Origin of the sequence: Corynebacterium sp. ACRQK, from assembly GCF_022345965.1 — a bacterium.
Classification (GTDB): domain Bacteria; phylum Actinomycetota; class Actinomycetes; order Mycobacteriales; family Mycobacteriaceae; genus Corynebacterium.
The window spans coordinates 58,079-83,548 of record NZ_JAKRMU010000001.1 but is presented as its reverse complement, the minus strand read 5'-3'; the positions used below and the strand labels follow the sequence as shown (position 1 = coordinate 83,548).

The 25,470-nt window shown below is 63.0% G+C and carries 26 protein-coding genes; 21 read left to right on the top strand and 5 right to left on the bottom strand.

Annotation, left to right across the window (positions count from 1 at the left end; genetic code table 11):
- Position 1: 1 nt before the first annotated feature.
- Together hisG and aspA are read left to right on the top strand one after the other, a co-directional pair.
- A complete protein-coding gene (hisG, locus tag MHX63_RS00405) occupies positions 2-847 on the top strand; it encodes an ATP phosphoribosyltransferase (RefSeq protein ID WP_239386656.1) in 846 nt (281 codons plus the stop codon).
- Between the two features lie 57 nt (positions 848-904).
- The gene (gene aspA, locus MHX63_RS00400) at positions 905-2,464 is read left to right on the top strand and encodes an aspartate ammonia-lyase (protein ID WP_370643939.1); all 1,560 of its coding nucleotides are present in this window, start codon (positions 905-907) and stop codon (positions 2,462-2,464) included.
- Here aspA and MHX63_RS00395 read toward each other — a convergent pair.
- The gene (locus tag MHX63_RS00395; protein WP_370643938.1) at positions 2,437-3,246 is read right to left on the bottom strand and encodes a RecB family exonuclease; all 810 of its coding nucleotides are present in this window, start codon (positions 3,244-3,246) and stop codon (positions 2,437-2,439) included. The genes aspA and MHX63_RS00395 overlap by 28 nt on opposite strands.
- A 45-nt stretch (positions 3,247-3,291) precedes the next feature.
- Between MHX63_RS00395 and MHX63_RS00390 the strand changes: the two genes are divergently transcribed.
- Genes MHX63_RS00390 through MHX63_RS00340 form a run of 11 tightly spaced genes read left to right on the top strand, consistent with a single transcriptional unit; the run spans position 3,292 to position 15,370 of the window.
- The gene (locus tag MHX63_RS00390) at positions 3,292-4,125 is read left to right on the top strand and encodes a tRNA (adenine-N1)-methyltransferase (RefSeq protein ID WP_239386652.1); all 834 of its coding nucleotides are present in this window, start codon (positions 3,292-3,294) and stop codon (positions 4,123-4,125) included.
- Positions 4,126-4,138: 13 nt separating this feature from the next.
- Entirely contained in the window at positions 4,139-5,683 is a 1,545-nt protein-coding gene (gene arc, locus MHX63_RS00385; protein ID WP_239386651.1) for a proteasome ATPase, read from the top strand.
- Between the two features lie 13 nt (positions 5,684-5,696).
- A complete protein-coding gene (gene dop / locus MHX63_RS00380) occupies positions 5,697-7,220 on the top strand; it encodes a depupylase/deamidase Dop (protein ID WP_239386649.1) in 1,524 nt (507 codons plus the stop codon).
- A gap of 2 nt (positions 7,221-7,222) precedes the next feature.
- Positions 7,223-7,417: a ubiquitin-like protein Pup gene (locus tag MHX63_RS00375; protein WP_034987587.1), complete on the top strand. Its 195-nt coding sequence runs from the start codon at positions 7,223-7,225 to the stop codon at positions 7,415-7,417.
- Positions 7,414-8,817, top strand: a complete 1,404-nt coding sequence (pafA, locus tag MHX63_RS00370) for a Pup--protein ligase (protein ID WP_239386647.1) — start codon at positions 7,414-7,416, stop codon at positions 8,815-8,817. Before MHX63_RS00375 ends, pafA begins: the two co-directional genes overlap by 4 nt.
- Entirely contained in the window at positions 8,814-9,749 is a 936-nt protein-coding gene (locus tag MHX63_RS00365; protein WP_239386645.1) for a YafY family protein, read from the top strand. The genes pafA and MHX63_RS00365 overlap by 4 nt, the downstream gene beginning before the upstream one ends.
- On the top strand, positions 9,746-10,714 hold the full coding sequence (locus MHX63_RS00360) for a WYL domain-containing protein (RefSeq protein WP_239386643.1): 969 nt from the start codon (positions 9,746-9,748) through the stop codon (positions 10,712-10,714). Before MHX63_RS00365 ends, MHX63_RS00360 begins: the two co-directional genes overlap by 4 nt.
- 36 nt (positions 10,715-10,750) lie before the next feature.
- Positions 10,751-11,005, top strand: coding sequence for a Sec-independent protein translocase subunit TatA (gene tatA / locus MHX63_RS00355; protein ID WP_239386641.1), 255 nt, complete (start codon positions 10,751-10,753; stop codon positions 11,003-11,005).
- A 7-nt stretch (positions 11,006-11,012) separates the two neighbouring features.
- Positions 11,013-11,990 carry a twin-arginine translocase subunit TatC gene (gene tatC / locus MHX63_RS00350; protein ID WP_239386639.1) on the top strand — a complete coding sequence of 326 codons (978 nt, stop codon included), beginning with the start codon at positions 11,013-11,015 and terminating at the stop codon, positions 11,988-11,990.
- Positions 11,977-14,649 carry an RNA helicase gene (locus MHX63_RS00345; protein WP_239386637.1) on the top strand — a complete coding sequence of 891 codons (2,673 nt, stop codon included), beginning with the start codon at positions 11,977-11,979 and terminating at the stop codon, positions 14,647-14,649. Before tatC ends, MHX63_RS00345 begins: the two co-directional genes overlap by 14 nt.
- Positions 14,642-15,370, top strand: a complete 729-nt coding sequence (locus MHX63_RS00340; protein WP_239386635.1) for an SDR family NAD(P)-dependent oxidoreductase — start codon at positions 14,642-14,644, stop codon at positions 15,368-15,370. The genes MHX63_RS00345 and MHX63_RS00340 overlap by 8 nt, the downstream gene beginning before the upstream one ends.
- Here the strand turns inward: MHX63_RS00340 and MHX63_RS00335 are convergent.
- Complete coding sequence (locus MHX63_RS00335; protein WP_239386633.1) at positions 15,367-15,642, bottom strand: hypothetical protein; 276 nt, start codon at positions 15,640-15,642, stop codon at positions 15,367-15,369. The two genes, MHX63_RS00340 and MHX63_RS00335, sit on opposite strands and share 4 nt — an antisense overlap.
- A gap of 151 nt (positions 15,643-15,793) precedes the next feature.
- On the opposite strand from MHX63_RS00335, the gene MHX63_RS00330 reads away from it, so the two are divergent.
- The 3 genes from MHX63_RS00330 to MHX63_RS00320 are packed head-to-tail and all read left to right on the top strand — an operon-like array spanning position 15,794 to position 18,439.
- The gene (locus MHX63_RS00330; protein WP_239386631.1) at positions 15,794-16,231 is read left to right on the top strand and encodes an FxsA family protein; all 438 of its coding nucleotides are present in this window, start codon (positions 15,794-15,796) and stop codon (positions 16,229-16,231) included.
- The gene (gene lnt / locus MHX63_RS00325; protein ID WP_239386630.1) at positions 16,228-17,655 is read left to right on the top strand and encodes an apolipoprotein N-acyltransferase; all 1,428 of its coding nucleotides are present in this window, start codon (positions 16,228-16,230) and stop codon (positions 17,653-17,655) included. The genes MHX63_RS00330 and lnt overlap by 4 nt, the downstream gene beginning before the upstream one ends.
- Positions 17,648-18,439 carry a polyprenol monophosphomannose synthase gene (locus tag MHX63_RS00320; protein ID WP_239386629.1) on the top strand — a complete coding sequence of 264 codons (792 nt, stop codon included), beginning with the start codon at positions 17,648-17,650 and terminating at the stop codon, positions 18,437-18,439. Before lnt ends, MHX63_RS00320 begins: the two co-directional genes overlap by 8 nt.
- Here MHX63_RS00320 and MHX63_RS00315 read toward each other — a convergent pair.
- Positions 18,430-18,807 carry an RNA polymerase-binding protein RbpA gene (locus MHX63_RS00315; RefSeq protein WP_011273522.1) on the bottom strand — a complete coding sequence of 126 codons (378 nt, stop codon included), beginning with the start codon at positions 18,805-18,807 and terminating at the stop codon, positions 18,430-18,432. The genes MHX63_RS00320 and MHX63_RS00315 overlap by 10 nt on opposite strands.
- 68 nt (positions 18,808-18,875) lie before the next feature.
- Here MHX63_RS00315 and MHX63_RS00310 point away from each other — a divergent pair, with 68 nt between their 5' ends.
- From MHX63_RS00310 to MHX63_RS00300, 3 genes are read left to right on the top strand one after another with little or no spacing between them, the layout of a single operon-like run.
- Positions 18,876-19,205, top strand: a complete 330-nt coding sequence (locus MHX63_RS00310) for a hypothetical protein (protein ID WP_239386628.1) — start codon at positions 18,876-18,878, stop codon at positions 19,203-19,205.
- 20 nt (positions 19,206-19,225) lie between these two features.
- Positions 19,226-19,909: a YceI family protein gene (locus MHX63_RS00305; RefSeq protein ID WP_239386627.1), complete on the top strand. Its 684-nt coding sequence runs from the start codon at positions 19,226-19,228 to the stop codon at positions 19,907-19,909.
- A 10-nt stretch (positions 19,910-19,919) separates the two neighbouring features.
- Positions 19,920-20,087: a hypothetical protein gene (locus tag MHX63_RS00300; RefSeq protein ID WP_239386625.1), complete on the top strand. Its 168-nt coding sequence runs from the start codon at positions 19,920-19,922 to the stop codon at positions 20,085-20,087.
- Between the two features lie 23 nt (positions 20,088-20,110).
- Here the strand turns inward: MHX63_RS00300 and MHX63_RS00295 are convergent, their stop codons facing one another.
- Complete coding sequence (locus tag MHX63_RS00295; RefSeq protein ID WP_239386623.1) at positions 20,111-21,370, bottom strand: alpha/beta fold hydrolase; 1,260 nt, start codon at positions 21,368-21,370, stop codon at positions 20,111-20,113.
- An 89-nt stretch (positions 21,371-21,459) separates the two neighbouring features.
- Between MHX63_RS00295 and MHX63_RS00290 the strand changes: the two genes are divergently transcribed.
- Together MHX63_RS00290 and MHX63_RS00285 are read left to right on the top strand one after the other, a co-directional pair.
- Positions 21,460-22,686, top strand: coding sequence for a glycoside hydrolase family 1 protein (locus MHX63_RS00290; protein ID WP_239386621.1), 1,227 nt, complete (start codon positions 21,460-21,462; stop codon positions 22,684-22,686).
- Positions 22,686-23,897 carry an MFS transporter gene (locus MHX63_RS00285; protein ID WP_239387131.1) on the top strand — a complete coding sequence of 404 codons (1,212 nt, stop codon included), beginning with the start codon at positions 22,686-22,688 and terminating at the stop codon, positions 23,895-23,897. The genes MHX63_RS00290 and MHX63_RS00285 overlap by 1 nt, the downstream gene beginning before the upstream one ends.
- 3 nt (positions 23,898-23,900) lie before the next feature.
- Here the strand turns inward: MHX63_RS00285 and MHX63_RS00280 are convergent, their stop codons facing one another.
- Positions 23,901-25,316: an HNH endonuclease gene (locus MHX63_RS00280; RefSeq protein WP_239386619.1), complete on the bottom strand. Its 1,416-nt coding sequence runs from the start codon at positions 25,314-25,316 to the stop codon at positions 23,901-23,903.
- Positions 25,317-25,470: the final 154 nt, after the last annotated feature.

Below are 25,470 nucleotides of genomic sequence, written 5' to 3'. Positions count from 1 at the left end.
CATGCTGCGCGTCGCAGTCCCCAACAAGGGATCCCTGTCCGAGACGGCCACCTCGATTCTGAAGGAGGCCGGCTACGCCACCCGCGGCGATTCGAAGTCTCTGACTATCGCCGACGAGGACAACGGGGTGGAGTTCTACTTCCTGCGCCCCAAGGACATCGCGATCTACATCGCCTCTGGCCACCTGGACATCGGCATCACCGGCCGCGACCTGGCTGCGGACACGCGCGAGGAGGTCGATGAGCTGCTACCCCTGGGCTTCGGCGCTTCCACCTTCCGCTATGCCGCGCCGAAGGACGAGGACTGGACGGTAGAGCAGCTCGCCGGCAAACGCATCGCCACCAGCTACCCGAACTTGGTGCGCAAGGACCTCGCCAACCGGGGCCTGGAGGCACAAGTGATTCGCCTGGACGGCGCGGTGGAGATTTCCATTCGCCTGGGCGTGGCCGACGTCATCGCCGACGTGGTCTCCACTGGCCGGACGCTGCGCCAGCAGGGGCTAAAGCCTTTCGGCGACCCACTGTGCGTCTCCGAGGCCGTGATCGTTGGCCGCAAGGGAGCGAAGGTCACCGGGGAGCAGCAGGTGCTTATCAAGCGCATCCAGGGCATCCTGCACGCCCACAACTACGTGATGCTGGACTACAACGTGGCCCGCGAGAACCTGGACAAGGTCGCCGCCATCACGCCAGGCCTGTCCGCCCCGACCGTCTCTCCGCTGGCCAACGACAGCTGGGTGGCTGTCCGCGCGATGGTGCCAAAGACCCAGGCCAACTCCCTGATGGACGAGCTTTCGGCACTGGGTGCGGAGGCAATTCTGGCCACCGACATAAGGATCGCGCGCATCTAGGTTCATTTTCGTTAGGGTGGGGGAACAGAAAGTTGTTCCCCAACCAGAGGACGAATCGTGACCGATAAACCAATTCCGTCGAAGGCAGCGGCGGAGGTTCACGGCGATACAGTCGTGAGCTCCACTGACATCATCACGTCGGCTGAAACACACTCCCAGCTGGCGCGTGCTGCAAAGAACTTCCGCACCGAAGAGGACCTGCTGGGAACCATGGAGGTTCCGGATCACGCCTACTACGGCGTGCACACCCTTCGCGCGGTAGATAACTTCCAGATTTCGCGTACCACCATCAACCAAATCCCAGAGTTCATCCGTGGCATGGTGATGGTCAAGAAGGCCACCGCGATCGCCAACAACGAGATTTTTGCCCTACCGGATGAGAAAGCGGAAGCAATCATCTGGGCCTGTGACCAGGTGCTGGAAGAGCACCGCTGCATGGATCAGTTCCCGATCGACGTGTTCCAGGGCGGCGCGGGCACCAGTGTGAATATGAACACCAACGAGGTCATCGCAAACCTCGCGCTGGAATACCTGGGGCACCCCAAGGGTTCCTACGACGTCATCAACCCCAACGATGATGTCAACATGTCCCAGTCCACTAACGACGCTTACCCCACCGGCTTCCGCCTGGGTCTGCACTTCGCAATCGACCAGCTGATTAAGCACCTTGATGCCCTCGAGCGCGCGTTTCTGGCCAAAGGGCACGAGTTCCGCAACATCCTGAAGATGGGGCGCACCCAGCTCCAGGACGCCGTGCCAATGTCCCTGGGCCAGGAGTTCCGCGCCTTCGGCTACAACATCGCCGAGGAGCGACTGCAGCTCGAACGTTCCCAGGCACAGCTGCGCGAGATGAACCTCGGCGCCACCGCCATCGGTACGGGCGTCAACACCCCACCCGGCTACCAGAACGCCGTTATCCGCGCGCTCAGCGAGGTCAGCGGCCTGAAGATCGAACCGGCTCGCGACCTTATCGAGGCCACCAGCGATACCGGCGCGTACGTTAATGCCCACGCCGCCGTGAAGCGCGTAGCCATGAAGCTGTCGAAGATCTGTAACGACCTGCGCCTACTGTCTTCCGGCCCGCGCGCCGGCTTGAACGAGATCAATCTGCCGGAGCGCCAGGCCGGCTCGTCGATCATGCCGGCCAAGGTGAACCCGGTCATCCCCGAGGTTGTGAACCAGATCTGCTTCAAGGTTTTCGGCAACGACCAGACGGTGTCCATGGCTGCCGAGGCTGGCCAGCTGCAGCTCAACGTCATGGAGCCGGTCATCGCCCAATGCGTGTTCGAGTCCGTTCGTTTCCTTGCCCGTGCCTGCACCACGCTGCGGGCCCTGTGCGTAGTGGACATCACAGCCAACGCCGACGTATGCCGCCGCTACGTGGAGAACTCCATCGGCATCATCACCTACCTGAACCCGCTGATCGGTCACCACAATGGCGACCTAGTGGGCAAGGAGGCCGCTCGCACCGGCAAGTCCGTGCGTGACCTGGTTCTGGAAAAGGGCCTGTTGGACGAGAAAACTCTCGACGAGGTTTTGAGCCCGGAGAATCTGCTGAACCCGACGTTCCAGGGCAAGCTGTACACGGACTACGAGGAGGAAACCTCCAAGGGATAGTCCGGCGGGGTGCCACCGAAGGCAGGGCAGAGGTCCTGGAAGTGGCACCACCCGCACAACTTGGTCGTGCGCGGCTGGAAGTTGCCGCTGCGCACATCCGCCAGGATGCGTGCCCACAGCTCGCCCAGCTCGCGCTCGAAGGCAGCCAGCTCGGTGGCGGTGGGGCTTAGCACCATGTCGTCGCTGACCTTTAAGTACATCAGCCGCAGCTGGGTGGGCAGTTCGCCCGTCATGCGCCACCACACCAGGGCGTAGAACATCATCTGGAAGCGGGCTGAGTCCGCAAAGCGGGGCGCGGGTTTCTTGCCCGTCTTGTAGTCCACCACACGCACCTGGCCGGTCTCCGCGATGTCCACCCGGTCGATGAATCCGCGCACCGGCACATCGTTGGGCAGCGTTAGATTCACGAATTGCTCGCACTCGTGGGCGTCAAAACCATCCGGATTCTCCATCTGGAAGTAGCCCTTCACCAGCGCGCGGCACTCCTCCCAGAACTCCACGGTGGACTGTTCAGGCACCAACTCGGAAAGTTCTGGATCCTTGGCCCGCATTTTCTCCCACTCTGGGCGGATCATCTTCACCGCCGCCGGGTAGGTGCGACCGCCGCGTGGCAGCTGGTGCAGATTTTCCAGCACCGCGTGAACCAGCGTGCCCTTCACCTGGGCAATCGTGCTTGGCTCTTCCAACTTGTCAATGGCCCGAAAACGGTAAAGCAGCGGGCATTGCTTGTAGTCGTTGGCGCGGGAAGGGGAGAGAGCTAGTTTCGTAGTCACCCGCTCCACCCTAGTAAAATGAACCGGATCTCTTAAAGCAGGAAGGAAGACCACATGGCATATTCCGGCCGTTTCACCGAAGGCGACCGCGTGCAGCTCACAGACGCCAAGCGCCGCCACTTCACCATCACCCTGGCCAAGGGCGAGAGTTTCTTCACCCACAAGGGCGAAATCCGCCACGACGACATAATCGGCCAGCACGAGGGCACCGTGGTCAAGTCGTCCGGAGCCGCCGAATACCTGTGCTTCCGCCACCTGCTGGTCGACCACGTGCTTTCCATGCCCCGCGGCGCGGCGGTGATCTACCCGAAGGACGCCGCCCAGATCCTCGTGGAAGGCGACATCTTCCCTGGTGCCACGGTGCTGGAGGCCGGCGCGGGTTCCGGCGCCATGAGCACCTGGTTGCTGCGAGCCGTAGGGCCAAAGGGCAAGGTCATCAGCTACGAGATCCGCGAGGATCACCTGGCCTACGCCAAGGAAAACGTGGAGAACTACTTCGACGGCCATCCGGACAACTGGGATCTGCGCTTGGGCGACCTGAAGACCGTCACCAAGGAGGATGTCGGCGACGTCGACCGCGTGCTGTTGGACATGCTGGAACCCTGGGAGATGCTGGACACCGTCAAGGACGTGCTGATCCCCGGCGGGGTGTTCATGACCTACGTCGCCACTGTCCCGCAGCTGATGAAGGTCATGGAGGGCATCCGCGAGACGGGCGGCTTCACCGAACCGAAGGCCTGGGAATCCCTAGTTCGTGAGTGGAAGGTCGATGGCCTGGCCACCCGCCCCGAGCACCGGATGAACGCGCACACGGCATTTCTGATCCTGGCACGCAGGCTGGCTGATGGCGTCACCGCACCTCGACCGCAACGCCGCGCGCGCCGTTAGTAGACTGGTCAGTATGACCGAGAACACATCAGCGGAAGGGCCACAGACTCTGCGCGAGTTGCAGATCGCTAACCGACAACTCGGTGCGCGCAACGCGAAGCTTGTGGAGCTGCTGCAGGCCAGCCGCACGAAGCTGGAGGAGATCAACGGTCGGCTGGAAGCGCTGGCCGAACCACCAAGCACCTACGGCACGCTGCTGCAGGCCAACCGGGACTTCACCGCCGAAGTCTTCACCGCCGGCCGCCGGATGCGCCTGATGGTCTCGCCACACGTCCCACAGCACCAGCTAGTGCCCGGCGCGATGGTGCGCCTGGGGGAGGGCCAGCAGGTCGTGGAAGTCACCGGCCAGCCGGACTTCGGCGGCATCGCACAGGTCGTGGAGGTTACCGGCGACCGGCTGATCATCGCCGACAAGGTGGGCGAGGAGTACGTGGTCAAGGCCGCCGGCGACCTGGCAGGCGATGTGGTTACCGGGGATTCCGTGATCGTGGACCGCAAGTCCGGCTGGGCCTTCGAGGCCGTTCCCCGCGCGGAGACGAACAACCTGATCCTGGAGGACGTCCCGGACGTCACTTACGACGACATCGGCGGCCTGGGCCAGCAGATCACGCAGATCCGCGACGCGGTCGAGCTGCCTTTCCTGCACCCCGAGATCTACACCCGCTACGGCCTGCGCCCGCCGAAGGGTGTGCTGCTCTACGGCCCACCTGGCAACGGTAAGACCCTGATTGCGAAGGCCGTGGCGAACTCTCTGGCGCAGTCGGATTCCCCGTACTTCCTGAACATCAAGGGCCCCGAACTGCTGAACAAGTTCGTGGGCGAAACCGAACGCCAGATCCGCGCGATCTTCGAGCAGGCCCGCCGCCTGGCCAGCTCCGGCCGCCCCGTCATCGTATTCTTCGACGAGATGGAAGCGCTGTTCCGCACCCGCGGCACGGGTGTGAGCTCCGACATGGAGTCCACCGTCGTCCCGCAGCTGCTCGCCGAGCTCGACGGCGTGGAGGCCGCGGGCAACGTCATCATCATCGGCGCCTCGAACCGCGAGGAGCTCATCGACCCGGCCATCCTGCGCCCCGGCCGCCTGGACGTGAAGATCCGCATCGCCCGCCCCGATGCCGACGGTGCGGCTGCCATCCTGTCGAAGCACCTCGATGCTTCTCTACCTATTGACGCCAACTTCTCCGCCGCCGCCGGTTCCAACGACGCAGCAGCGGCGGCCCTGCGGCAGAGCATCGTCGACGAGCTGTTTACCCGCGACGAGGCGCACCGCTATGTCACGCTCCACTACGCCGACGGCAGTCGCGAGGACCTGTACTGGGCAGACTTCGTTTCCGGCGCGATGCTTGCGAACATCGTAGACCGAGCGAAGACCCTAACTATCAAGGACGCGCTGCATAACGGCACAGACGGCCTGCGCCCGGAGCACGTAAACGCGGCCGTTCTGGCCGAGGTGGGGGATTCCGAAGATCTGCCAGATACCACCAACCCCGCGGAGTGGGCGCGCATCTATGGCCATGGCACGAAGCGCGTCGTGGACATCGACGTGCACAAGGTCTAGGGAGGATACAAGTTTGTTTGGTCCGCACATCATTGGCTCGGAGACGGAGTACGGCATCGTCGCCGTGGATGACCCGTCGGCCAGCCCTATTCACACCTCCACCCAGGCCGTTGTGGCTTATGCCGAGCACAGCGGCCAGGGGGTGAACCGTCGCACCCGCTGGGACTACGAGAACGAATCCCCCCTGCGCGACATCCGCGGCTTCGATCTGCGCCGTTACCGTCGTGGTTCCGCCCCGGTGCTGGATCCGAACGCGCTCGGCGCGGCGAACGTCATTACCGCCAACGGCGCGCGTTTCTACGTGGATCACGCGCACCCGGAGTATTCCTCCCCGGAGACCACAACCGCCCGCGACGCGGTGGTGTGGGACAAGGCCGGGGACATCATCATGCACCGCGCCGCCGAGGCCGCCGAGCCGGAGCTGAAGATTTACAAGAACAATGTGGATGGCAAAGGCGCCAGCTACGGCTCGCACGAGAACTACCTGTACCCGCGCGACCTGGACGTCGAGGACGTGCAGGCGGCACTGATCCCGCACTTCGTCACCCGGCAGGTTTACTGCGGCGCCGGCCGCATCGGGCTGGGGCAACAGGGGGAGCAGCCGGGCTTCCAGATCAGCCAGCGCGCCGACTACATCGAGACGGAGGTCTCGCTAGAGACCACGCTTAACCGCGGCATCGTGAACACCCGCGACGAGCCGCACGCGGAGGCCGACAAGTGGCGTCGCCTGCACGTGATCATCGGGGATGCGAACCTAAGCGAGTTCTCCAACTACCTGAAGTTCGGCACCACCGCACTGGTGCTGGCGGCAGTGGCCCAGGGTGCGTACTTCGGCGACCTACGGCTGCTAGAGCCGGTGGCTGACGTCCAGCGCGTCTCCCGAGATCTGGACTGCACCTACCGCCTGCGCTTCTACGGACAGGCAGAACGCACGGCCATCGAGACGCAGCGGGAGATCCGCAAGCGCGTGGGGGAAATCATGGAGCTGCGCGGCGACGACCTGGAGGTCTATGAGCTGTGGGGCAAGCTCCTCGACGATCTAGAGTCCGATCCGCTGTCCACCGCCGACCGGCTGGACTGGACGGCCAAACTGCAGCTGATGAACGCCTACAGGGCGCGCGGCCTGGAGTGGACCGACCCCCGCCTGGCCCTGGTGGACCTGCAGTATTCGGACATCGACCCGCGCCGCGGGCTCTACCACGCCCTGGTGCGGAAGGGCCGGATGCAAACCCTGCTGGACCCGGTGGAGATCGAGGCCGCGATGGACACCCCGCCGGAGGCCACGCGCGCGTGGCTGCGCGGGCACCTGGTGGCGAACTACTCCGCCGACATCCTCTCGGCAAACTGGGATAGCGTCATCGTGGACACCCCGGACGGCGCGGTGCAGATCACTATGGACGACCCCCGCGGGTTCAACCAGTTGGAGCTACGCGCGGTGCTGGAAGCGCAACCGCGCCCCGGCATCGGCGAGCTCGTGGCAGGCTTGAAGGAAATCAACCCGGACAAGATCTCCGGGATTGGCAGAAAGGAAGACTAATCATGGCACAGGGCGGACAGGTCAGCGCCGGCGGCGGTCGGCGCGACGACGACGAAGCAATCGAGCAGACCTCCGGCGCGGGCACCCAGCAGGTGAACGTCACCGGAACCGACGATCTGCTGGACGAGATCGACGGACTGCTGGAGAACAACGCGGAGGAGTTCGTTCGCTCCTACGTACAAAAGGGCGGCCAGTGACCGCCATCCGCCGCCGCATTATGGGCCTGGAGACGGAGTATGGAATCGCCAACATGCAGGATTCCTCCCGGCGTCTCGGCCCCGACGAGATTGCCCGCACGCTCTTCGCCCCCGTGGTGGAAAAGCACCGCAGCTCGAACATCTACACCGAGAATGCCTCGCGCCTGTACCTGGACGTCGGCGCGCACCCGGAGTTCGCCACCGCGGAGTGCGATAGTCTGCACCAGCTGATCGCCTACGACCGCTCTGGCGACCTGATGTTTCACGAGTTGGCCGACCGCGCCGAGCAGGCCGTCGGTGGCAAGGTCTATCTGCTGAAGAACAACACGGACTCCCTGGGCAACTCTTATGGCTGCCACGAGAACTACCTGGTCAGCCGTGATATTCCTCTGAAGGGCCTCAGCAAGCAGTTGCTGCCTTTCCTGGTTACCCGCCAGCTGATCTGTGGCGCGGGCAAGCTCGCGATCCCTTATCCCGGCGCGCCGAACGAGAACTTCGGCCCGGGCTACACCATGAGCCAGCGCGCCGACCACGTCTGGGAGGGAGTGTCCAGCGCGACGACCCGCTCACGCCCCATCATCAACACCCGCGACGAGCCGCACGCCGATTCCTCTAAGTACCGCCGCCTGCACGTCATCGTCGGCGATTCGAACATGTCGGAGGTCACCACGGCTCTGAAGGTTGGCTCCACGCTGCTGGTGCTGGAGATGATCGAGGCCGGCGTGGCCCTCCCGGACTTCGAGATGGCCAACGAGATCCGCTCTATCCGCGAGATCTCCCGCGACTTCACCGGCCAGGTGGACATTGCGCTGCGCAGCGGGTCGACTGCCACGCCGCTGGAGATCCAGCGCGCTTTCTATGACGCCGCCTGCGCCTACCTCGCCTCGCGTGAAGACCCGGAGCGGGGCACTCCCAACGCAGAGCTAACCCCCGTGGTGGACCTGTGGGGCCGCGTGCTGGACTGCTTCGACACGGGCGACTTTTCACCGGTCTCCACGGAAATCGACTGGGTCATCAAGAAGTCGCTGCTGGACCGCATGGCCGCCGCCCGCGGCCTGGATCCCATCGACCCGCGCCTGGCGCAGCTCGACCTGATGTATCACGACATTCACCCCACCCGCGGCCTGTTTAACGTGCTGGCCCGCCGCGGCCTGGCGCGCACGTTGTTGGCTTCGGAGACGATCGAGCAGGCCGTCCGCCAAGCCCCGCCAACAACCCGCGCGGCGGTACGCGGCCGCTTCATCGCTGCGGTCCGCGCCCGCCCGGAACTTTCCTACACGGTGGATTGGATGCGCGTGAAGGTCAACGGCGAGAACGGTGCCGAGGCCCTGCTGGCCGACCCCTTCGCTAACACTAGCGAGGACGTTGACCGCATCATCGAGTCCCTGGAAGCCCGATGAACCGCAATCGCCCCGTCGAGACTCACTGGATTTCGGGTGCCACGCGCCTGTTTAACCTGGTGATCGCACTGCTGAACTCCGACACCCCGCGCTCTATCGAATGGGTGCTCGCCAACGTCGAGGGCTATCAGCACGCCAAGGATGGCTCCGCCCGCAAACAGCTGAGCCGCGACCGCCAGGACCTCGCCGAGCTGGGCGTGCACATCACAGGCGAAGACATGCTGTTCCTCGACCCCGCCCAAACCTTCCTGCAGGATATCGAGTTCACCGACGGCGAGGCCACTGTCCTCGCCGCCGCCAGCCGGTGGGCCCAGTCGGGGGAGATGCAGCACGCCGCCCGCTCCGCATACACCAAACTGGCCGCCGCGGGCATGCAGCACCGCGTGTCCACCGGCGAGGTGGCTGTCCCCAGCGTCCCGGACCATACCGCCCTGGATGGCGATTCCCTCGACGCGATTTTCCGCGCCCTCGACAACGGCCTGATCTTAAGCTTCAACTACTATCCTTCGCTGGTCGACACTCCCCAGCTGCGTCGCCTGGAACCCTGGGCCTACGGCGCCAAGGACGGCCTGGTCTACGTCACCGGCTTCGACCCGGACCGCGAGGCCCAGCGCACATTCCGCCTGGCGCGCATCGATTCCGTCACCGCCCTCCCCGAATTCGCCCAGCACCCACGCCCAGAAGGCACTCCACAGCAGCTGATCCAGCAGGGGCTTTTGAGCAGCCGCCAGATGGTCACCGCCACCGTGGAATTCCCCGAACCTGGCGCCTGGGAGCTGCGGCGCCTGGCCGACGATCATGGCCAGATCGGCCCGGTGGAGCGCGACTGGTTTGTCCGCACCGCCGCTGCCTACGCACCCCATGTGGTGGTTACCTCGCCGCCGGATGTCGTCGCCGATGTTGTTGCCGTTTTAAAGGAGGCTGCTTCATGACGCCCCCTCGTTCCAATGCCGAACAGTTCCTCCGTACCCTGTCCGTCCTCGCCTGGTTCCGGTCCCACCCGGACAGCAGCCTGATGGCGGCCTCTCGAGCGCTGGACCTATCCACCGCGCAGATCGCCCACGAGCTCGGTCAGGTTTCCCAGTGCCGCGTGCCCGCCAGCATCCTCGACATGCCGGTGGAGGTCACCGTGGATCGCATGCACGCCTCAGTGGAGTTTTCCGCGGGTCTGGATCGCCCGCTGGCCCTGACCGCGATGGAGGCCGGTGTGCTGCTGCTGAACTTGCAGGCACTGCGCTCCACCGCGCCGGCGGAGGCACAGGCGGACATCGACTCCGCCAGCGCGAAGATTCAGGCTCTCTTGCGCTCCCGGCGCGAGTACACGGATTCCTTCACCCCCGAAACGGCGCCCTCAACCCCCGCCTATGTGCAGCTGCGCCGTCAGCTCTCGGAGGCCATCCAATCCCGCCGCCAGGTCACGTTCAACTACCAGTCGATATCCAGCGATAGCTTCAATACCCGCACGGTAGACCCCGACCATGTGGCTCTCGTGGACGGCGAGTATTACCTGTGGGCGCGGGAACGTGGCGTCACCACAAAAACCTTTGCGCTTGCGCGCATCGACGGGCTTGACCTGAGGGAGGAGGGTTCGGCCAGTGCCCAACAGGTACCCGAGATCGACCCAGAGGATCCCTTCGGTTTCGGCCTCAGCGACAAATGGGCACGCCTGGAGTTAGACGAGTCGCTGCGGTGGATGTTGGAGTACTTCCCCATGTGGGTAGTCGAGGACGAAACCCGGCTGGTCGTCGACGTGCCCGACACCGGTGAATGGTTTTTACGGTTCCTGCTAGGGTTTTCACCCGGTATTCGCAAGGTAGAACCGCTACCATTAGCCGAGAACTTAAAAGCCCTAGCGCGGCGTGGCCTCGATGCCTACGAGGCTCGCGGGCTAGGATAGTAAGACCGATCCCCAACGACAGAAAGCTCGTAGATAATGCCGAACCTTGGCGTTCCTGAACTACTAATCATCGCTCTGGTCATTTTCCTGCTGTTCGGAGCGACCCGCCTGCCCAGCGCTGCACGTTCCCTGGGCCGTTCGATGCGTATCTTCAAGTCCGAGATGGACGAGATGAAGACCGACAAGGACAACAAGGAGCTGACCGAGAAGCAGGCTCCGACCGCCGAGCAGCAGCAGGCCCAAGACCTGGCTCAGCCCAAGTCCGAGCAGCCGAACGAGCACAACGCTTAAAAGTTAAGTGGCTAAGAAGCTAAAGAAGCCTGCCGATGGTTCGATGACCATCGTCGAGCACATCAATGAGCTGCGCAAGCGCGTATTCATTTCCCTGGTTGCCATCTTCATCGGCACGATTATCGGCTACATCTGGTACAACGTCGAAGTCGGTCCGATCCCTTCGCTGGGCGAGGTACTGCGCGGGCCGTACTGCAACCTGCCGCCGGAAGCCCGCTTCGGTTCCGAGGCGGGGGAGTGCCGCCTGCTGGCGACCAGCCCGTTCGAGATGTTCATGCTGCGCCTGAAAGTCGGCGCCCTAGCAGGCATGGTCTTTTCCTCGCCCATTTGGTTGGGCCAGATCTGGGCGTATATCACCCCGGGGCTGCACAAGAACGAGAAGCGCTGGACTTTGGGCGTAGGCATGTCCGCCGGCCTGCTGTTTACCGTCGGCGCGGTGCTGGCCTACTTCGTACTCGCCTTCGGTCTGGAGTTCCTGCTGACCATCGGCGACGAGGCGCAGATCGCTGCCCTGAACGGCGAGAAATACTTCAGCTTCGCCATGGCGCTGCTGCTAATATTCGGTGTGAGCTTCGAGGTGCCGCTCATTACCGTGCTGCTGAACTTGGCGCACGTCGTCACGTACCAGCAGCTGAAGGAAAAGCGCCGTTTCATCTGGGCTTTCCTGTTCCTCTTCGCTGCGTTCGTCACCCCGGGTCAGGACCCGATTTCGATGGTGATCCTGGCGATCTCGCTGTGCGCGATGATGGAAATCGCTACTCAGATCGCCCGCCTGAACGACAAGCGCCGCAAAAAGAACGAGGCGGACTGGCTCGAGGTGGATGATGACGAGACCACCGGCATCGCCACCCCGGCACCCATTGCCCCGGTGACGGCAACCCCGGCGCCGCAGTCCACCAGCGCGGCCCGCCCAATTGACTCGCCGAAGCGCCAGGATCCCAAGGCTCAAGACTTCACCCGCAGCGATTTCGATGACATTCTCTAGCCCTCAGGTAGAGCGCTTCTGCGCCCAGTACGACTTCCCGCTGGACGACTTCCAGGTTCAAGCGGCCGAAGCCATCGACCGGGGCAAGGGGGTGCTCGTCGCCGCCCCGACTGGCGCGGGCAAGACCATCGTCGGCGAGTTCGCTGTGTTCGCCGCCTTCCACGGTGACGGCACCTGCTTTTACACCACGCCTATCAAGGCATTGAGCAACCAGAAGTTCCACGACCTGGTGGAGCGCTACGGCGAGGCCAACGTGGGCCTGCTCACCGGCGACGTCACCATCAACGGCGACGCGCCCATCGTTGTGATGACCACCGAGGTCTTGCGCAACATGATCTACGCCGACTCCGAGCGGCTGGAAAGCCTCACGCACGTCGTCATGGACGAGGTGCACTTCCTGGCCGACCGTTCCCGCGGTCCGGTCTGGGAGGAGGCCATTCTCAACCTGGACCCCCGCGTAATCCTCGTGTCCCTGTCGGCCACCGTCTCCAACGTCGAGGAGTTCGGCGGCTGGCTGTCCGCTGTCCGTGGCGATACCGAAATCATCGTCACCGAGAAGCGGCCGGTGCCGCTGACCCAGTTCATGATGGTCGGCCGCCAGGTCCTGCCCCTTTTCGAAGGCTCGGAGCAGCACCTCGGCGCCATCAACCGCAAGGTCGTCGCCGCTGCGGCGAAGGCCGAGGAAACCGACAAGCGCCGCGGGCCGAAACGCAGCGACGTGGTACAGCACATGGCCACCGCGGGTATGTTGCCTGCGATTTACTTTATCTTCTCGCGCGTTGGTTGTGACGCCGCCGTCCGCGCCCTGCTGATCGATCGCGTGGACTACTCGTCTCCGTCGGAAAGGGAGGAGATCCTGCGCACGATCGACGCAGGCGTTTCCGATCTGACGGAGGAAGACCTGAACGTCCTGGGCTTCCGCCAATGGCGGCGCGCCCTGTCGCGCGGTTTCGCCGCTCACCACGCCGGCATGCTGCCGGCCTTCCGCCACATCGTGGAGGATCTGTTCGCCCGCGGACTGCTGAAGGTTTGCTTCGCCACGGAGACTCTGGCGCTGGGCATCAACATGCCTGCCCGCTCGGTGGTGCTGGAGAAGCTGGTGAAGTTCAACGGCGAGACGCACGCCGACCTCACCCCAGGCCAATACACGCAGCTCACCGGCCGCGCTGGCCGCCGTGGCATAGACACGAAGGGTAACGCGGTGGTGCTGTGGAGCCAGGGGCTGGACCCTTATGGGGTTGCAGACTTGGCGTCAACAAGAACCTATCCGCTGGATTCCACCTTCCGTCCCGGCTACAACATGGCCGTGAACCTCATCGGCACGATGGGGCTGGACGAGGCCCACCGGCTGCTGCTGCGTTCCTTTGCGCAGTACCAGACCAATGGCGCGGTGGTGGAAAGCGCCGAGCAGATTGAAAAGCGCCGCCGTGAGCTGGCCCAGCAGGAAAAGCAGCTCAAGGCCACAATCCGCGAGGTGCGCCGCCCGTCGAACAGCCTCAACGAGGACTTCCAGCTGGTCACCGAGTATGGCCAGCTGCGCCGCGAGCTTTCACAGGAGGAGCGCCGCGCCAAACGCATGGTCATCGACGAGGCCTCGACGGAAACCACGGCACTGCTGCAGTCCCTGCAGCCCGGCGACGTGATCGCGCTGCCTACCGGCAAGAACCCCACCACCGCCGTTATTGCGCGTGCCGACCACCGCGGTCGGCCGACGATCATCACTGACGACGGTTGGGTGGAGCGCATCAACCCGGACATGTTCGGCAACACCCCGGTGCACATCGGCCACATGCGCCTGCACAAAGGCGTGGCACGCAACCCGAAGCGGCAGGCCAGGGGAGTGGCCGCCAACCTGCGCCGTCTGCAGCTGGATAAGCCCAAGAAGCTCCGGCCCCGGGCGCGCCGCCGCTCGCTGCGCGCTGTTGAGCTGCGCGAGCAGGTGCACGCCCACCCGGTGCACGCCTGGGAAGGCCGCGAGGAACTTTGCCGCGCCGCCGAGCAGTACCTGAAGGCAGCCCGCCGCCTGGAGTTCGAACAGAAGGAGCAGCCGCAGGAATCCGATTCCCTGTCCGCCCAGTTCAACCGAATTCTTGCGCTGCTGGCGGAGCTGGACTACGTGGAGCTCGAGGACAACACCGCCCGCATCACAATGGAGGGCGAGCGGCTGTCCAAGATCCACCACGAGTCCGATCTGCTGGTCGCCCAGTGCCTGCGCCGCGGGATCTGGGACGAGCTCGACCCGGCGGAGCTGGCGGCAGTGGCCAGCACCTGCGTGTTCGAGAACCGTCGCGATTCCGGTGCCAAGGACGATGGGGTGCCCACCGAGCCGCTGGCCGAGGCGATCAGCCAGACGTGGCGCATCTACCAGGAACTTTCCACCGACGAGCAGCGCCACCGCCTGACTGTGACGCGCGAGCCGGAGCTGGGCTTTGCCACCGCGGTGCATCAGTGGACCGCCGGCGCTCCGCTGGAGTACTGCCTGCGCGCAGCCGAGGCCAGCGGCGCTACCCTGACCCCCGGCGATTTCGTGCGCTGGTGCCGCCGCGTTATCGACCTGCTGGATCAGATCAAGCTGACTGGCTATTCCAATGAAGTGAAGGCGGCCTCCCGCAAGGCGGTCGCCGCAATGAGACGAGGAGTTGTGGCCCTCGATGGCTAAGAAAATTGCGATCTTCGGTGCGACCAGCGAAATCGGCGGCGAGATCGCCCGCCTGCTCGCCCCTGGCAACCACCTGGTGCTTGCCGCCCGCCGAACCACGGACCTGGCCGATGAGCTGTACCGCCTTGGTGCCACGCAGGTTGATTCCTTCTTTTTTGACGCCACCGACGTGGATTCCCACGCCGACCTCATTGCGGAGATCGAGGCCACCGGCCCGCTGGACGTAGCGCTGGCGATGTTCGGCGTGCTGGGAGACCAGGAGCTCGCGGAGCGCGATTCCTCCGAGGTCTACCGCGTGTTGCACACGGACTTCACCGCCCAGGCGGTACTCCTGACGGAGCTGTCCCAGGTGATGAAGGATCGCGGCAGGGGAGTGCTGGTGGCCTATTCCTCCATCGCCGGGGCTCGCGTGCGCCGCCCGAACTACGTCTACGGCTCGGCGAAGGCCGGCCTGGACGGCTTCTGCCAGGGCATGCAGGACGCGCTGCAGGGCACCGGCGTGCGACTGGTGATCGTGCGCCCGGGCTTCGTGATTGGCCGTATGACCCGTGGCATGGATCCGGCGCCTCTGTCCACCACGCCGGATGTGGTCGCCGAGGCCACGGTGCGCGCTATCAACGACGAAAGCGCGGAATCCGTGTGGATCCCGCGCTCCCTAAAGCTGCTGGCCGCCGTCATGCAGGTGGTCCCGCGTTGGCTGTGGCGGCGCGCACCACGCTAGACGTGGAAGATGTTGTAGAAGATCGTCCGCAGGATTCCGAAGGCCACGGAGATGCCGGTAGCCGCTGCGATGCCGATCGCAACCTTGGCGATCGGGTTCAGGTTCTCCCACCACTCGTCGGAGTCGCTCGAGCTGGAGCTAGAGCCCTCTGTCGTCGAGCTGGAGCTGGTGCTGGAATTCTGGGTGTCAGTTTCTGCCACTGCCGGGGTGACGGATGCCAGAGCAACCGTGGGGGCCAGAACTGCAGCGAAGATAGAGCGGCGTAGACGCATCGAAGTACTCCCTAAAACGTAGTTAAGCTATCGCGTGTAGGAACTATTTTTCCCACACTTTCGTTATCGTTATGTAAGCACGATTTCGTTACAAAGATCGCGTTTTCATAACAAATTTTCAGACAGATACTATAGGAGTCTCCCTACAGCCATGCAATTCTTACCCGCCGTGTATCTCGTCGTAGAAATCATCGCCTTCATCCTCCTGGGAGTGTGGATCGGCTGGGGCTGGGCGCTGCTGCTCCTGTTGGGCTTGTTTGTGCTGGGTATCGCCCTGGCCACCTGGCAGATGCGCGAGCTCACCGTCCGCGCGCTGCAGCAGAATGATCATCCCGGCGAGCTCACGGCCGACATGGCGCTGTCCATGGTGGGTGCAGTGGGCGTGGCCGTTCCCGGCATTGTCTCGAGCTTCTTCGGCATCTTCTTCCTGATTCCGCCGACCCGTTCCTTGATCCGCAGGATGCTGGGCCAGGCTGCGCGCCGTTCCCTGGAGCGTTTCGGCGTGACCACCTTTTCGCGCGTTAGCCACATCCAGAACTCGGGCGGTTGGGGAGACGTCATCGACCACCGCGCGGGCGAGAACGGATGATTCTAAGGCTCCTCGCCGCTGTCTTTAGCGGCGTGATGGTCTTTGCCGCCTTTGAGCCGACCGGCCTGTGGTGGGCCGCGCCGCTCGGGTTCGCGCTGCTGTTCTACTTCGCCGACCACCGCCACGCCATGCTGATGGCCTGGGTGCAAGGCCTCACCATCTACGGCTTGTTACTGCCGTGGGTCGGGGAGTTCGTCGGCGCGGCCGCCTGGATCGCTTTGGCGCTGGTCCAGTCCCTCTACAGTCTGCTGTTCGGCGCAGGGCTAAAGCTTTTAGTCCAGCGCCCCCTTAGCACCCAGATCATCGGCATTCCGACCTGGTTCGTCGCCACTGAATGGCTGCGCTCTTCCTTTCCCTTTGGCGGCTTTCCATGGGGGCGCATCGCGTGGGGCCAGGCCAGCGGCCCGATCAGCTGGCTGATCCGTCTCGGCGGCCCCGCACTTGTCACCTTCGCCGTGGTGCTGATCGGCCTGCTCCTGGCTTTGAGTATCCGTAAACACCGCTCGCCCGCGTATTCCTTGGCTGGCGTGGTGGCCATAATCGCCGCCTATGCGCTGTTGATTCCCGCCACACCTGCCGACCGCACCGTGGATGTGGTCGCCGTACAGGGCAACGTTCCGCGTCTAGGCCTGGACTTCAATGCGCAGCGCCGCGCCGTATTGGATAACCATGTGCGGCGCACTGAGCAGCTGCATTCACACCCGGATATAGTCATCTGGCCGGAAAACTCCTCGGATGTCAATCCTTTTAGCGACCCCGCCGCCCGCCAGCAGATTGAACGCGCCCAGCGGTCCATTGACGCGCCAATCCTCGTCGGTACCGTCAGCCCGGAGCACAATACGATGATGGTCTGGGATAGCGACGGCCCAGGGGAGAGCCACGTCAAGCGCTTTCTGCAGCCCTTCGGCGAGTACATGCCCTTCCGTGATTTCCTGCGCAGGTTCAGCGAGCATGTCGATCGCGCCGGCAACTTCCAGCCCGGCGACGACAATGGAGTGGTCCATATGAACGGCGTCCCCGTCGGCGTGGCGACCTGCTACGAGGTCAGCTTCGACGGGGCGTTCCGCATGGCTGTGCAGGGCGGCGCGCAGATTCTCACGAGCCCGACGAACAACGCGACCTTCGGGTTTACAGACATGACGTACCAGCAGCTCGCAATGTCTCGCATGCGAGCTAAGGAGTATGATCGCGCAGTGGTGGTCGCCGCGACCTCGGGTGTTTCGGCGATCGTCAAGCCCGATGGTTCGGTGGAGCAGCGCACCGCCATTTTTACTTCTGACGCCCTCGAGGCCGAGTTGCCCCTAAGCGATACAATGACACTGTCAGCCCGCGTCGGCCCATGGGTGGAATGGATTCTAGCTATTCTGGGTCTGCTGTCCGTGGCATTTACTTATAGGAGAGGTAAGAAAGCTTTTCATGACTAAGCTGAGCGATAAAACACTGGTCATTATCCCGACCTACAACGAGAGGGAAAACCTTCCTCTGATCATCGGTCGACTGCTGAAGGCCGAGCCCGAGCGCGTGGACGTCCTCATCGTCGATGATTCCAGCCCGGACGGCACCGGGGAGCTGGCCGACGAGATGGCCGCTGAGAACTCAAAGATTCACGTTATGCACCGCGGCGGCAAGGGCGGCCTGGGCGGCGCTTATATCGCTGGCTTCCACTGGGGCCTGGAGCGGGACTACGAAATCCTCTGCGAGATGGATGCCGACGGCTCCCACGCTCCCGAGCAGCTATACCTGCTGTTGGACCGCATCGACGCGGGCGCGGAGATGGTCCTGGGCTCCCGTTACGTCAAGGGCGGCAAGACCGTGAACTGGCCGGTCAGCCGAGAGGTTCTGTCCCGCGGCGGCAACATTTACGCCTCTCTGGCGCTGGGCGCGGGTCTGTCCGACATTACCGGCGGCTACCGTGCGTACCGCCGCGAGGTGCTGGAGGAGATCGACCTGGATGCCGTGGATTCCGCTGGCTATGTTTTCCAGGTGGATCTGGCTTGGCGCGCAGTCGAGGCCGGCTTCGACGTGCGGGAGGTGCCGATCACCTTCACTGAGCGGGAGATCGGCGATTCCAAGATGAGCAGCAACATCGTCTCCGAGGCTCTGCTGCAGGTGACGAAGTGGGGTGCCGCGCACCGCTTTAACCAGGTGAAGAACCTGGCTCAGGAGTCTTGGCGCATCGGCGTCGGCACCGTACGTAGCTACTTCTGATTTGCTTCCTGCTGCTCCTTCATAAGCTTCACCGCAGTGCGGCGGCGCTTACGGAGCAGTTCGATGCGCTCATCTAGCAGCTCGTCGAGCTCCTCGAGGCTGCGGCGCTCGCGCAGCATGTCCCAGTGAGTGCGCGGGGGCTTCACCGGCTTGGATTCCTGGCCTTCGCCCTCAACCAGCGTGCCCATCTGGCCGTTCTTGCACATCCACTCCTGCGGAACCTCCGCATCGTCAGCGAAGGGAACCTCGTAGATTTCCCCAGCTTCGGTGCGGTATTTCACCATGCGGCGGGGGGCTAGGTCGTGGTCGCGATCCGTCTCATAGGAAACGGCACCCATGCGACTTCCGCGCAGTACGCGATCGGCCATTCTTCATCACTCCTAAATCAGTTCGAACTAATCCATCATATCAACGAAGTCTCGGTAAGAATTGTTCCATGCGTCGACCCAAGCACTGCGCCTGGTGCGGCAGGGTAGTTGAACCCGGCCCGACGAACCGGCCCCGCAAGTTCTGCAACCAGTCGTGCCGTCAGCGCGCCTACGAGCAGCGCGCCCAGTTGGCGGGCACCTCGATTCCCGCGGATTCCGTCATCATGTCGGCGCGCGCGGCCGAGCGGTTCCACGATGACCTCTTCGAGCTGCGCTGCGCAGCCGAGGACCTATGCACCGCGGTAAAGGAAGGGGAGTCCTCCGAGGTGGTGGAGGAGTTGGCGTCAGAACTAGAGAACCTTGCTCGCCGCATCGAGCAACTTAGGGGACACAGGTAGGAAGAGCTATGCTATAGGGCATGCGTAAGGGAATCATCACTCTCGCCGTAATTGGCATGATTGTCGGTGTGCTGATGGCTTTCGGGCCGCTGGTGGCGAACTACTTTAGCGACCGGGGACTGCGAACTGCCGACATTACCGCAGGTGGAGAGCCCGCTAGCGTGGGAATGGACGGCTCCTGGCACGTGGTACGGGGAGCCGGCGACAACACTTCGCAGGCTGGCTACACCTTCGACGAGAAGCTGCCCGCGGGCTCCAAGACCACCTCGGGGCGCACCGAGGACGTTGAGGGTGACGTCACGGTTGAGGATAAGAAACTCACCGAGGGCAAGATCACGGTCGACGTCGCCAGCATCAGCAGTGATGTGGAAAAACGCGACATCAACGTGCGCAAGAGCATCCTGCACACCGATAAGTTCCCGAAGGCCACGTTCACACTGACGGAGCCCGCCGACGTCTCCAATCTGCCGGACGACGGCACGACCGAGAAGGTGAAAGTAACCGGCGACCTCGAGCTGCGCGGCAAGAAGAATCCGGTGACCGCCGAGCTGAAGGTTCTGCGCACCGGCGAGAACGTGATCCTGCAGGGCAACATTCCGTTTAAGCGCAGCGAGTTCGACATCCAGACTCCGCAGTTCGTCGCCGCAACGATCGCCGACGAAGGCACCATCGATCTATTGCTCGTACTCGAGCAGGATAAGTAGGCTCGGTCAAATGTCTCCAGAGATGCTCAAGTACTCGCGCATCATGCGCATCGTGGTGCTGTTGTTCTTTATCGGCTATCTGCTGTGGCAGGGCACGGGCCTGACGTATTTCTTCGCCGCGGTCTGTGCGCTGTTCCTGGCTGCCACCTGCTATCAGCTGTGGCAGTCCAGGAATTAGCCGATAATATACATTATGACACTTTAGCTTCCTGCCACGTTGGGTAGCGCTGCGCTGCCTTCCACAGACCCCTGCAGCTGCCCCACCGGCGCCTCACACGTGCGCCCCAGCGGCTCGCCGCGGAAACGCTTCAAGATGAAGTCGATACCGAACGCGCCGCCCGTCACCGCCTGGATGAAGTGATTGTATTCGCCCACCGGCGGCATGATGTCGTCGCGGTACTCAACCTGTGCGCCCTTCTCGCACCACGTGCGCGCCAGTTCCTTCGCCTGGTTGTACTCGACGTTCTTGTCGTGACGCCCAGATATCACCATCACCGGCGCCACCGGACGCTTAAGCCCAATGCGCTGATCTTCCATAGCTTCCCGCGCCTCGGGCATCGCCTTCAACAACTCATCGAGCGTCTTGCCCGACTTTGTCCACTCGCTGGTCTTCTTGTGGCCATATTTGTCCGTAATCTCCCCAGTGCACATCGTGGATAGATCCTTCAGCGCCTGCTTACCCTCTTCGTTGAGGTGCTTATCCAGCAGCGGCTGCAGGTGCGGATAGCGTTCCAACAGGCCGTTGATTGTGAAGCCGATTGCTCCCATAAGGTCTGAACCGTCAATGTTGCGCTGCACCGCCTCCAAGTCCGCCGGCGGCGCAGATGCATACGCCCCGACCACATTGAGCTCCGGAGCATACTCAGCCGCCGCCTCAACCGCCGCAGCCGACGCGCCTCCGCCCTGCGAGTGTCCATAAAACGCCACCGGTCCGTCACCCACGCCAGCCGCACGCGCCGCATCCAGCATCGCATGCGCCTGATCGTCGCGGTTCATGTACGTATGAATCCCCGGGGTTCCCATACCGATGTAGTCCGTCACCACCACGCGCACCCCCTTGGAGGCAAATACCCAGTCGTAGATACCTTCCAGGTTCACCGCCCGCTTCGCCTTGATCGGATCCGGCTGCCCGTCCAGCGGCCAGTTCCTACTCGGCGCACACTGGTCGCCCTGCCCGACCGTTCCGCGGCCGATCACCACTGTCGGGCGCGGCCCCTCGCCTTTCCACTCCACGACCGGCTCCACGATGTAGCCGCTGACCTGGGCTTTCTTCCCGTCCGAGGTGGTCGTCGTGTATTCGATTCGGTCCACCGTCTTCGGCATCCTCATGTGCAGGTCGCCGAACACATTGGAATATGCGACCTTCTCCCTCTTAGTTATCTGCGCAGCCTCGGCGGGCGACGCGAATCCGGTAAATGCAATGGCTGTTGCGCATGCGAGCGCTACTGTTTTCTTGAGCATTACTTTGTTGTACCAAACCAACTACCCCTGATGGGGTAAAAACCGAAAACTTTGCCAACAGAAACTAAGGGCGTCAATAAGTTAAGTACATGGACCTCAGCAACATCCGCATCGGTACCGCATCGGCCGGGCTGCAGATCGAAGGATCACCGCGCCCCAACAACTGGAGCGAGTGGGTCGCCAAAGACGGCACCACCCCGCACCCCACCACTGACCACTGGCGCCGCTGGCGCGAAGACAACCAGCTCATGAGCGACCTCGGCCTGCAGATCGCTCGCGTCGGCGTGGAGTGGTCGCGCGTGGAACCCGAGCCCGGCCGCTACGACCACGACGCGCTTCAACGCTACAGAGAAGAGTTCCTCGACCTGCGCGAACGCGGAATCGAACCACTAGTCACCCTGCATCATTTCGGCCATCCCGCCTGGTTCGAAGCCAACGGCGCGTTCACCCGCGAGTCGAACGTGGAGATTTTCCTGCGCTATGTCGACGTCGTGCTCGACCACTTGGGTGACGTGGTGACCGACTGGATCACCATCAACGAGCCGAACGTCTTCGCCACCGAGGCCTACCTCTTCGGCTCCACCCCACCCGGCCGCGGGGGTCTGCCAAAGGTGCGCCCGTGCCTGCGGAACATGGCGGCTGCGCACCTACTGGCCTACCAACGCATCCACTCACGCTTGGATAATCCGCGAGTTGCCTTCGCCCACCACCGCCGAGTCTTCGCGCCCATGAACCCGCGCAACCCCATCCACCGGCTGCTTACTTCCCTGGTCGAATGGCTTTTCCAAGGCGCGATCGAGCCCGCTTTCTTCGAGGGGCGCTTCCACCCCGTGCTCGGTCGCCCTAGCCTCGACCTGCCCAGCGGCGGGGTCTTCGCCGATGCTGTGGCCATTAACTACTACTCGCGCACGGCGGTTCGCGGTTTTTCTGACGCCACCTTCCCCGCCACCCCAACCAATGACCTCGGCTGGGAGATCTACCCGCCGGGGATTGCGGAGGTCTCCGCCGAGCTGGCCAAGCGCTACCAGCTGCCGGTCTGGATCACGGAGAACGGAACCGCCGACGCCGCCGAACGCTTCCGCTGCGCCTTCATCCTGGATCACCTGGCGGAGCTTTCCCGCGTGCCAGAGGTCGAGCGTTACTACCACTGGTGCTTCGTGGACAACTGGGAGTGGTCCGAGGGCATGGCGCAGAAGTTTGGCGTGGTGGACGTTGATCGGCAGGTCAAGCCCGCTGGGCGTCTGCTGCAAGCGCTGATCCGCGAGGGCGCCATCACCCCGGAAATCGATGCCAAGTTCAGAGAGAAGGGCCAGTGATGTTGCAGACTCTTACTTCCGCCGAGCGCGAGCCGAAGTGGTTCTATTGGAAGTTCGGCGTGGCCTTCTTCGGATCCGTCTTCACCTGGGCAGGCCCCACGCAGCTGCTGCTGGGCTTGCAGATGATTGAACTACGGCCGGACACCAAGGAGGATTCCCTCGCCCTGATGATGATGCTCGGCGGCGCGACCGCCGTAGTAACGAGCCTGCTGACCGGCTATATCGCCGACCGCAGCTGGTTCTGGGTGGGGCGTTGGGGCAAGCGGCTCCCGTGGGTTCTGCTGGCTGCGCCCCTGGCCACGCTGGGGTTGCTGCTGATGTCTTTCACCCCCGACTTTTGGGTACTCACTGGGCTGTGGTGCCTGGTGCAGGTGTTTGTTGCCTTTGTAACGAATAACCTGATGACGGTCACCGCAGATGTTGTCCCGCAGGAGAAGTTCGGGTTGGTGTCTGGAATTGTCGGCGCGACCTACACCTTCGGAATCGTTGGCGGGACCGCCGTTGCCGCGGCTTTGCCGATCCAGCAGGCGTACTGGGTTGTGGGCGTCATTTCCCTTCTCTTTATCTTCCAATTCGCTTTCGGTCGTGGTCACGTGGACATGCACGTGCGCCCGTACGATTCGCTGTCCGCGACGGTCGGCGACGAGGGCTCGTACCGCAATTATTGGCTTGTCTTCACCAGCCGTTTCGTGATTCATCTGGCCAACTACACCAGCCTGTTCTACTTGCTGTATTACCTGCGGGATCACATTGGAATACCGGATCCGGATGCGGGCGTGCTGGGGCTGACCCTGTTGTATGCGATCTTCACCATCATCACTGCGTTTATCAGCGGTGGCGTGTCGGATCGGCTGGAGCGACGGAAGATTCTGGTGGTCATCTCGGCACTTGGTGTCGCTGTTGCTACGGGCATGATGACTATCGCCACCGGCATGGGTTTGGTTTATGCCGCGGCGATGCTGTTGGGGTTGAGCTGGGGAGTGTTCAGCAGCGTGGATCAGGCCATGGTTAACGAGTCGCTGCCCAGCAAGAAGAACCGTGCGCGCGACGTGTCACTAATGTCGCTCACCCAAGGGGTCAGCAATATGTTCTGTGGTGGCCTGGCAGCCCTTGCGCTGAGGCATTTCGATTACCCCGGCATGTTCCTGATGTGCAGTATCATCTGCGTTTTCGGTGCACTGCTGGTTCTGCCCGTCACCTCCTCAAAGTAGTGGCTAGAACGGCGGCTCCTCTTCGTCCTTTTGTAGCTGTTCGAGCTGCTCGATCTGGCTGTTTAGTTCCTCTCGCGCCAATTCGGCGATGGCGTTGGCAATCGTGATTTCACTGTTGATCCGTCGCTGTAGCTCTTCCTTGATTTCCTCCACGGAGGCACAGTTCAGCATCTTCTGCAGCTCCTCGCGGGTGATAGACAGCCCGCGAGGCATCATCGGATCGGCGTTGAGCTTCTCCTCGTTGAGTTTGCGCACCACCCTCGCCTTGCGCACCCCACGCTCCGCGAAGTTTTCGCGTGCTAGCGGCCCGTCGGGCACGGTCACAACCTCGTGGCCGTCACCGTGCGAGGTCCACACTTCGGTGCCGTCAGCGTGCAGCGCGACGTCCCAGGTACCAGCCGTCTTCAGGCGGTGATGGGTACGACAAAGCAGATGCATATTCGTCGTCGACGTCGGTCCGCTGTCGGCGTGGCGGTGCACATGGTCGATGTCGCATGTGTACCCCGGCGCATCGCAGCCCGGGAAACGGCAGTGCCCATCGCGCCCTATTACTGACGCCCGCAGCAACTCCGTCGGCTGGTATCCCTCCGTCGCGGTGTAACCGGGGGCTGCCAGGTGGGTGACTTTCGCGAGCCACTCGCAGCTAGCGGCCTCGGATAGCCAGTGGTCCTCGGCGAAGACTCCGCGGGGTTGCGACCCGACGGCCTTATACAGGTTCAAGGTGACCTCGGTGGTGATGTTTTGCTCGAGCATCACCAAGAAGGCCTCTCCCATGGAGCATCCGCGCTTCAGGGAGGCCGCCTTCACCGCCTTGTGCAGTTCCACGCCACGCAGGCGCGGAACTGTGAGGGTAAACGCAGTGGTCTCGTACTGACTGCGGTCGATCACCAGCTCCGGCGAATTCGTATCCATGGGCGGAGTATCGTCCAATGGAGCCGCCAGCTTGTCCCGATCCCCCACAATCGCCTTGACCTTGTTGTACGCCGCCCGCGGGGTGGGAACCTGCTGGTTCGGCACGGTGGGTTTGAGGGCCTTCAGGATCTCCTGCTCCACCTCGGCGCGCTTGTCCGGGGCTACAGCCTGAACCGCCTCCGTGACCTGCTGGATATGGCGAATAGTGAAAGCGCCGCTGCGGAACAACTGGTGGAGTTGTGGGAAGATTTGGAGCATCAGTCCAGCGTCGGCATAGTTGGCCGCCACTACCTTGCTGATACCGAAACGCACGGCGAGCTTGGAAACATGATCGGGAACGAGGTCGTCCGGCCCCGGAGTAGACTGCTCGACCATGGCGAGGTGGGTCAGATTGAGGGCACGGGACGTCGCCGTTAGTGGGTCGTCGGAACGCGCAAGCCGGTAGTAAGGTTCGACGGTATCGGGCGGTGGTTCGGTGGTGTTTGTGGTGAGTGTAGTGGTGTTCATACGATCCCCTTCGTGAACTAAATCTAGTTTAGAACACATAATCGAACTATGTCAATATCCCTAGCGAATTAAATGCTAAGACTCAACCTTGACTAGAACGTTTGAACCATTCTTCTTTCGCCACCCAACCACCAGATTTCGTGTAAAAATAACA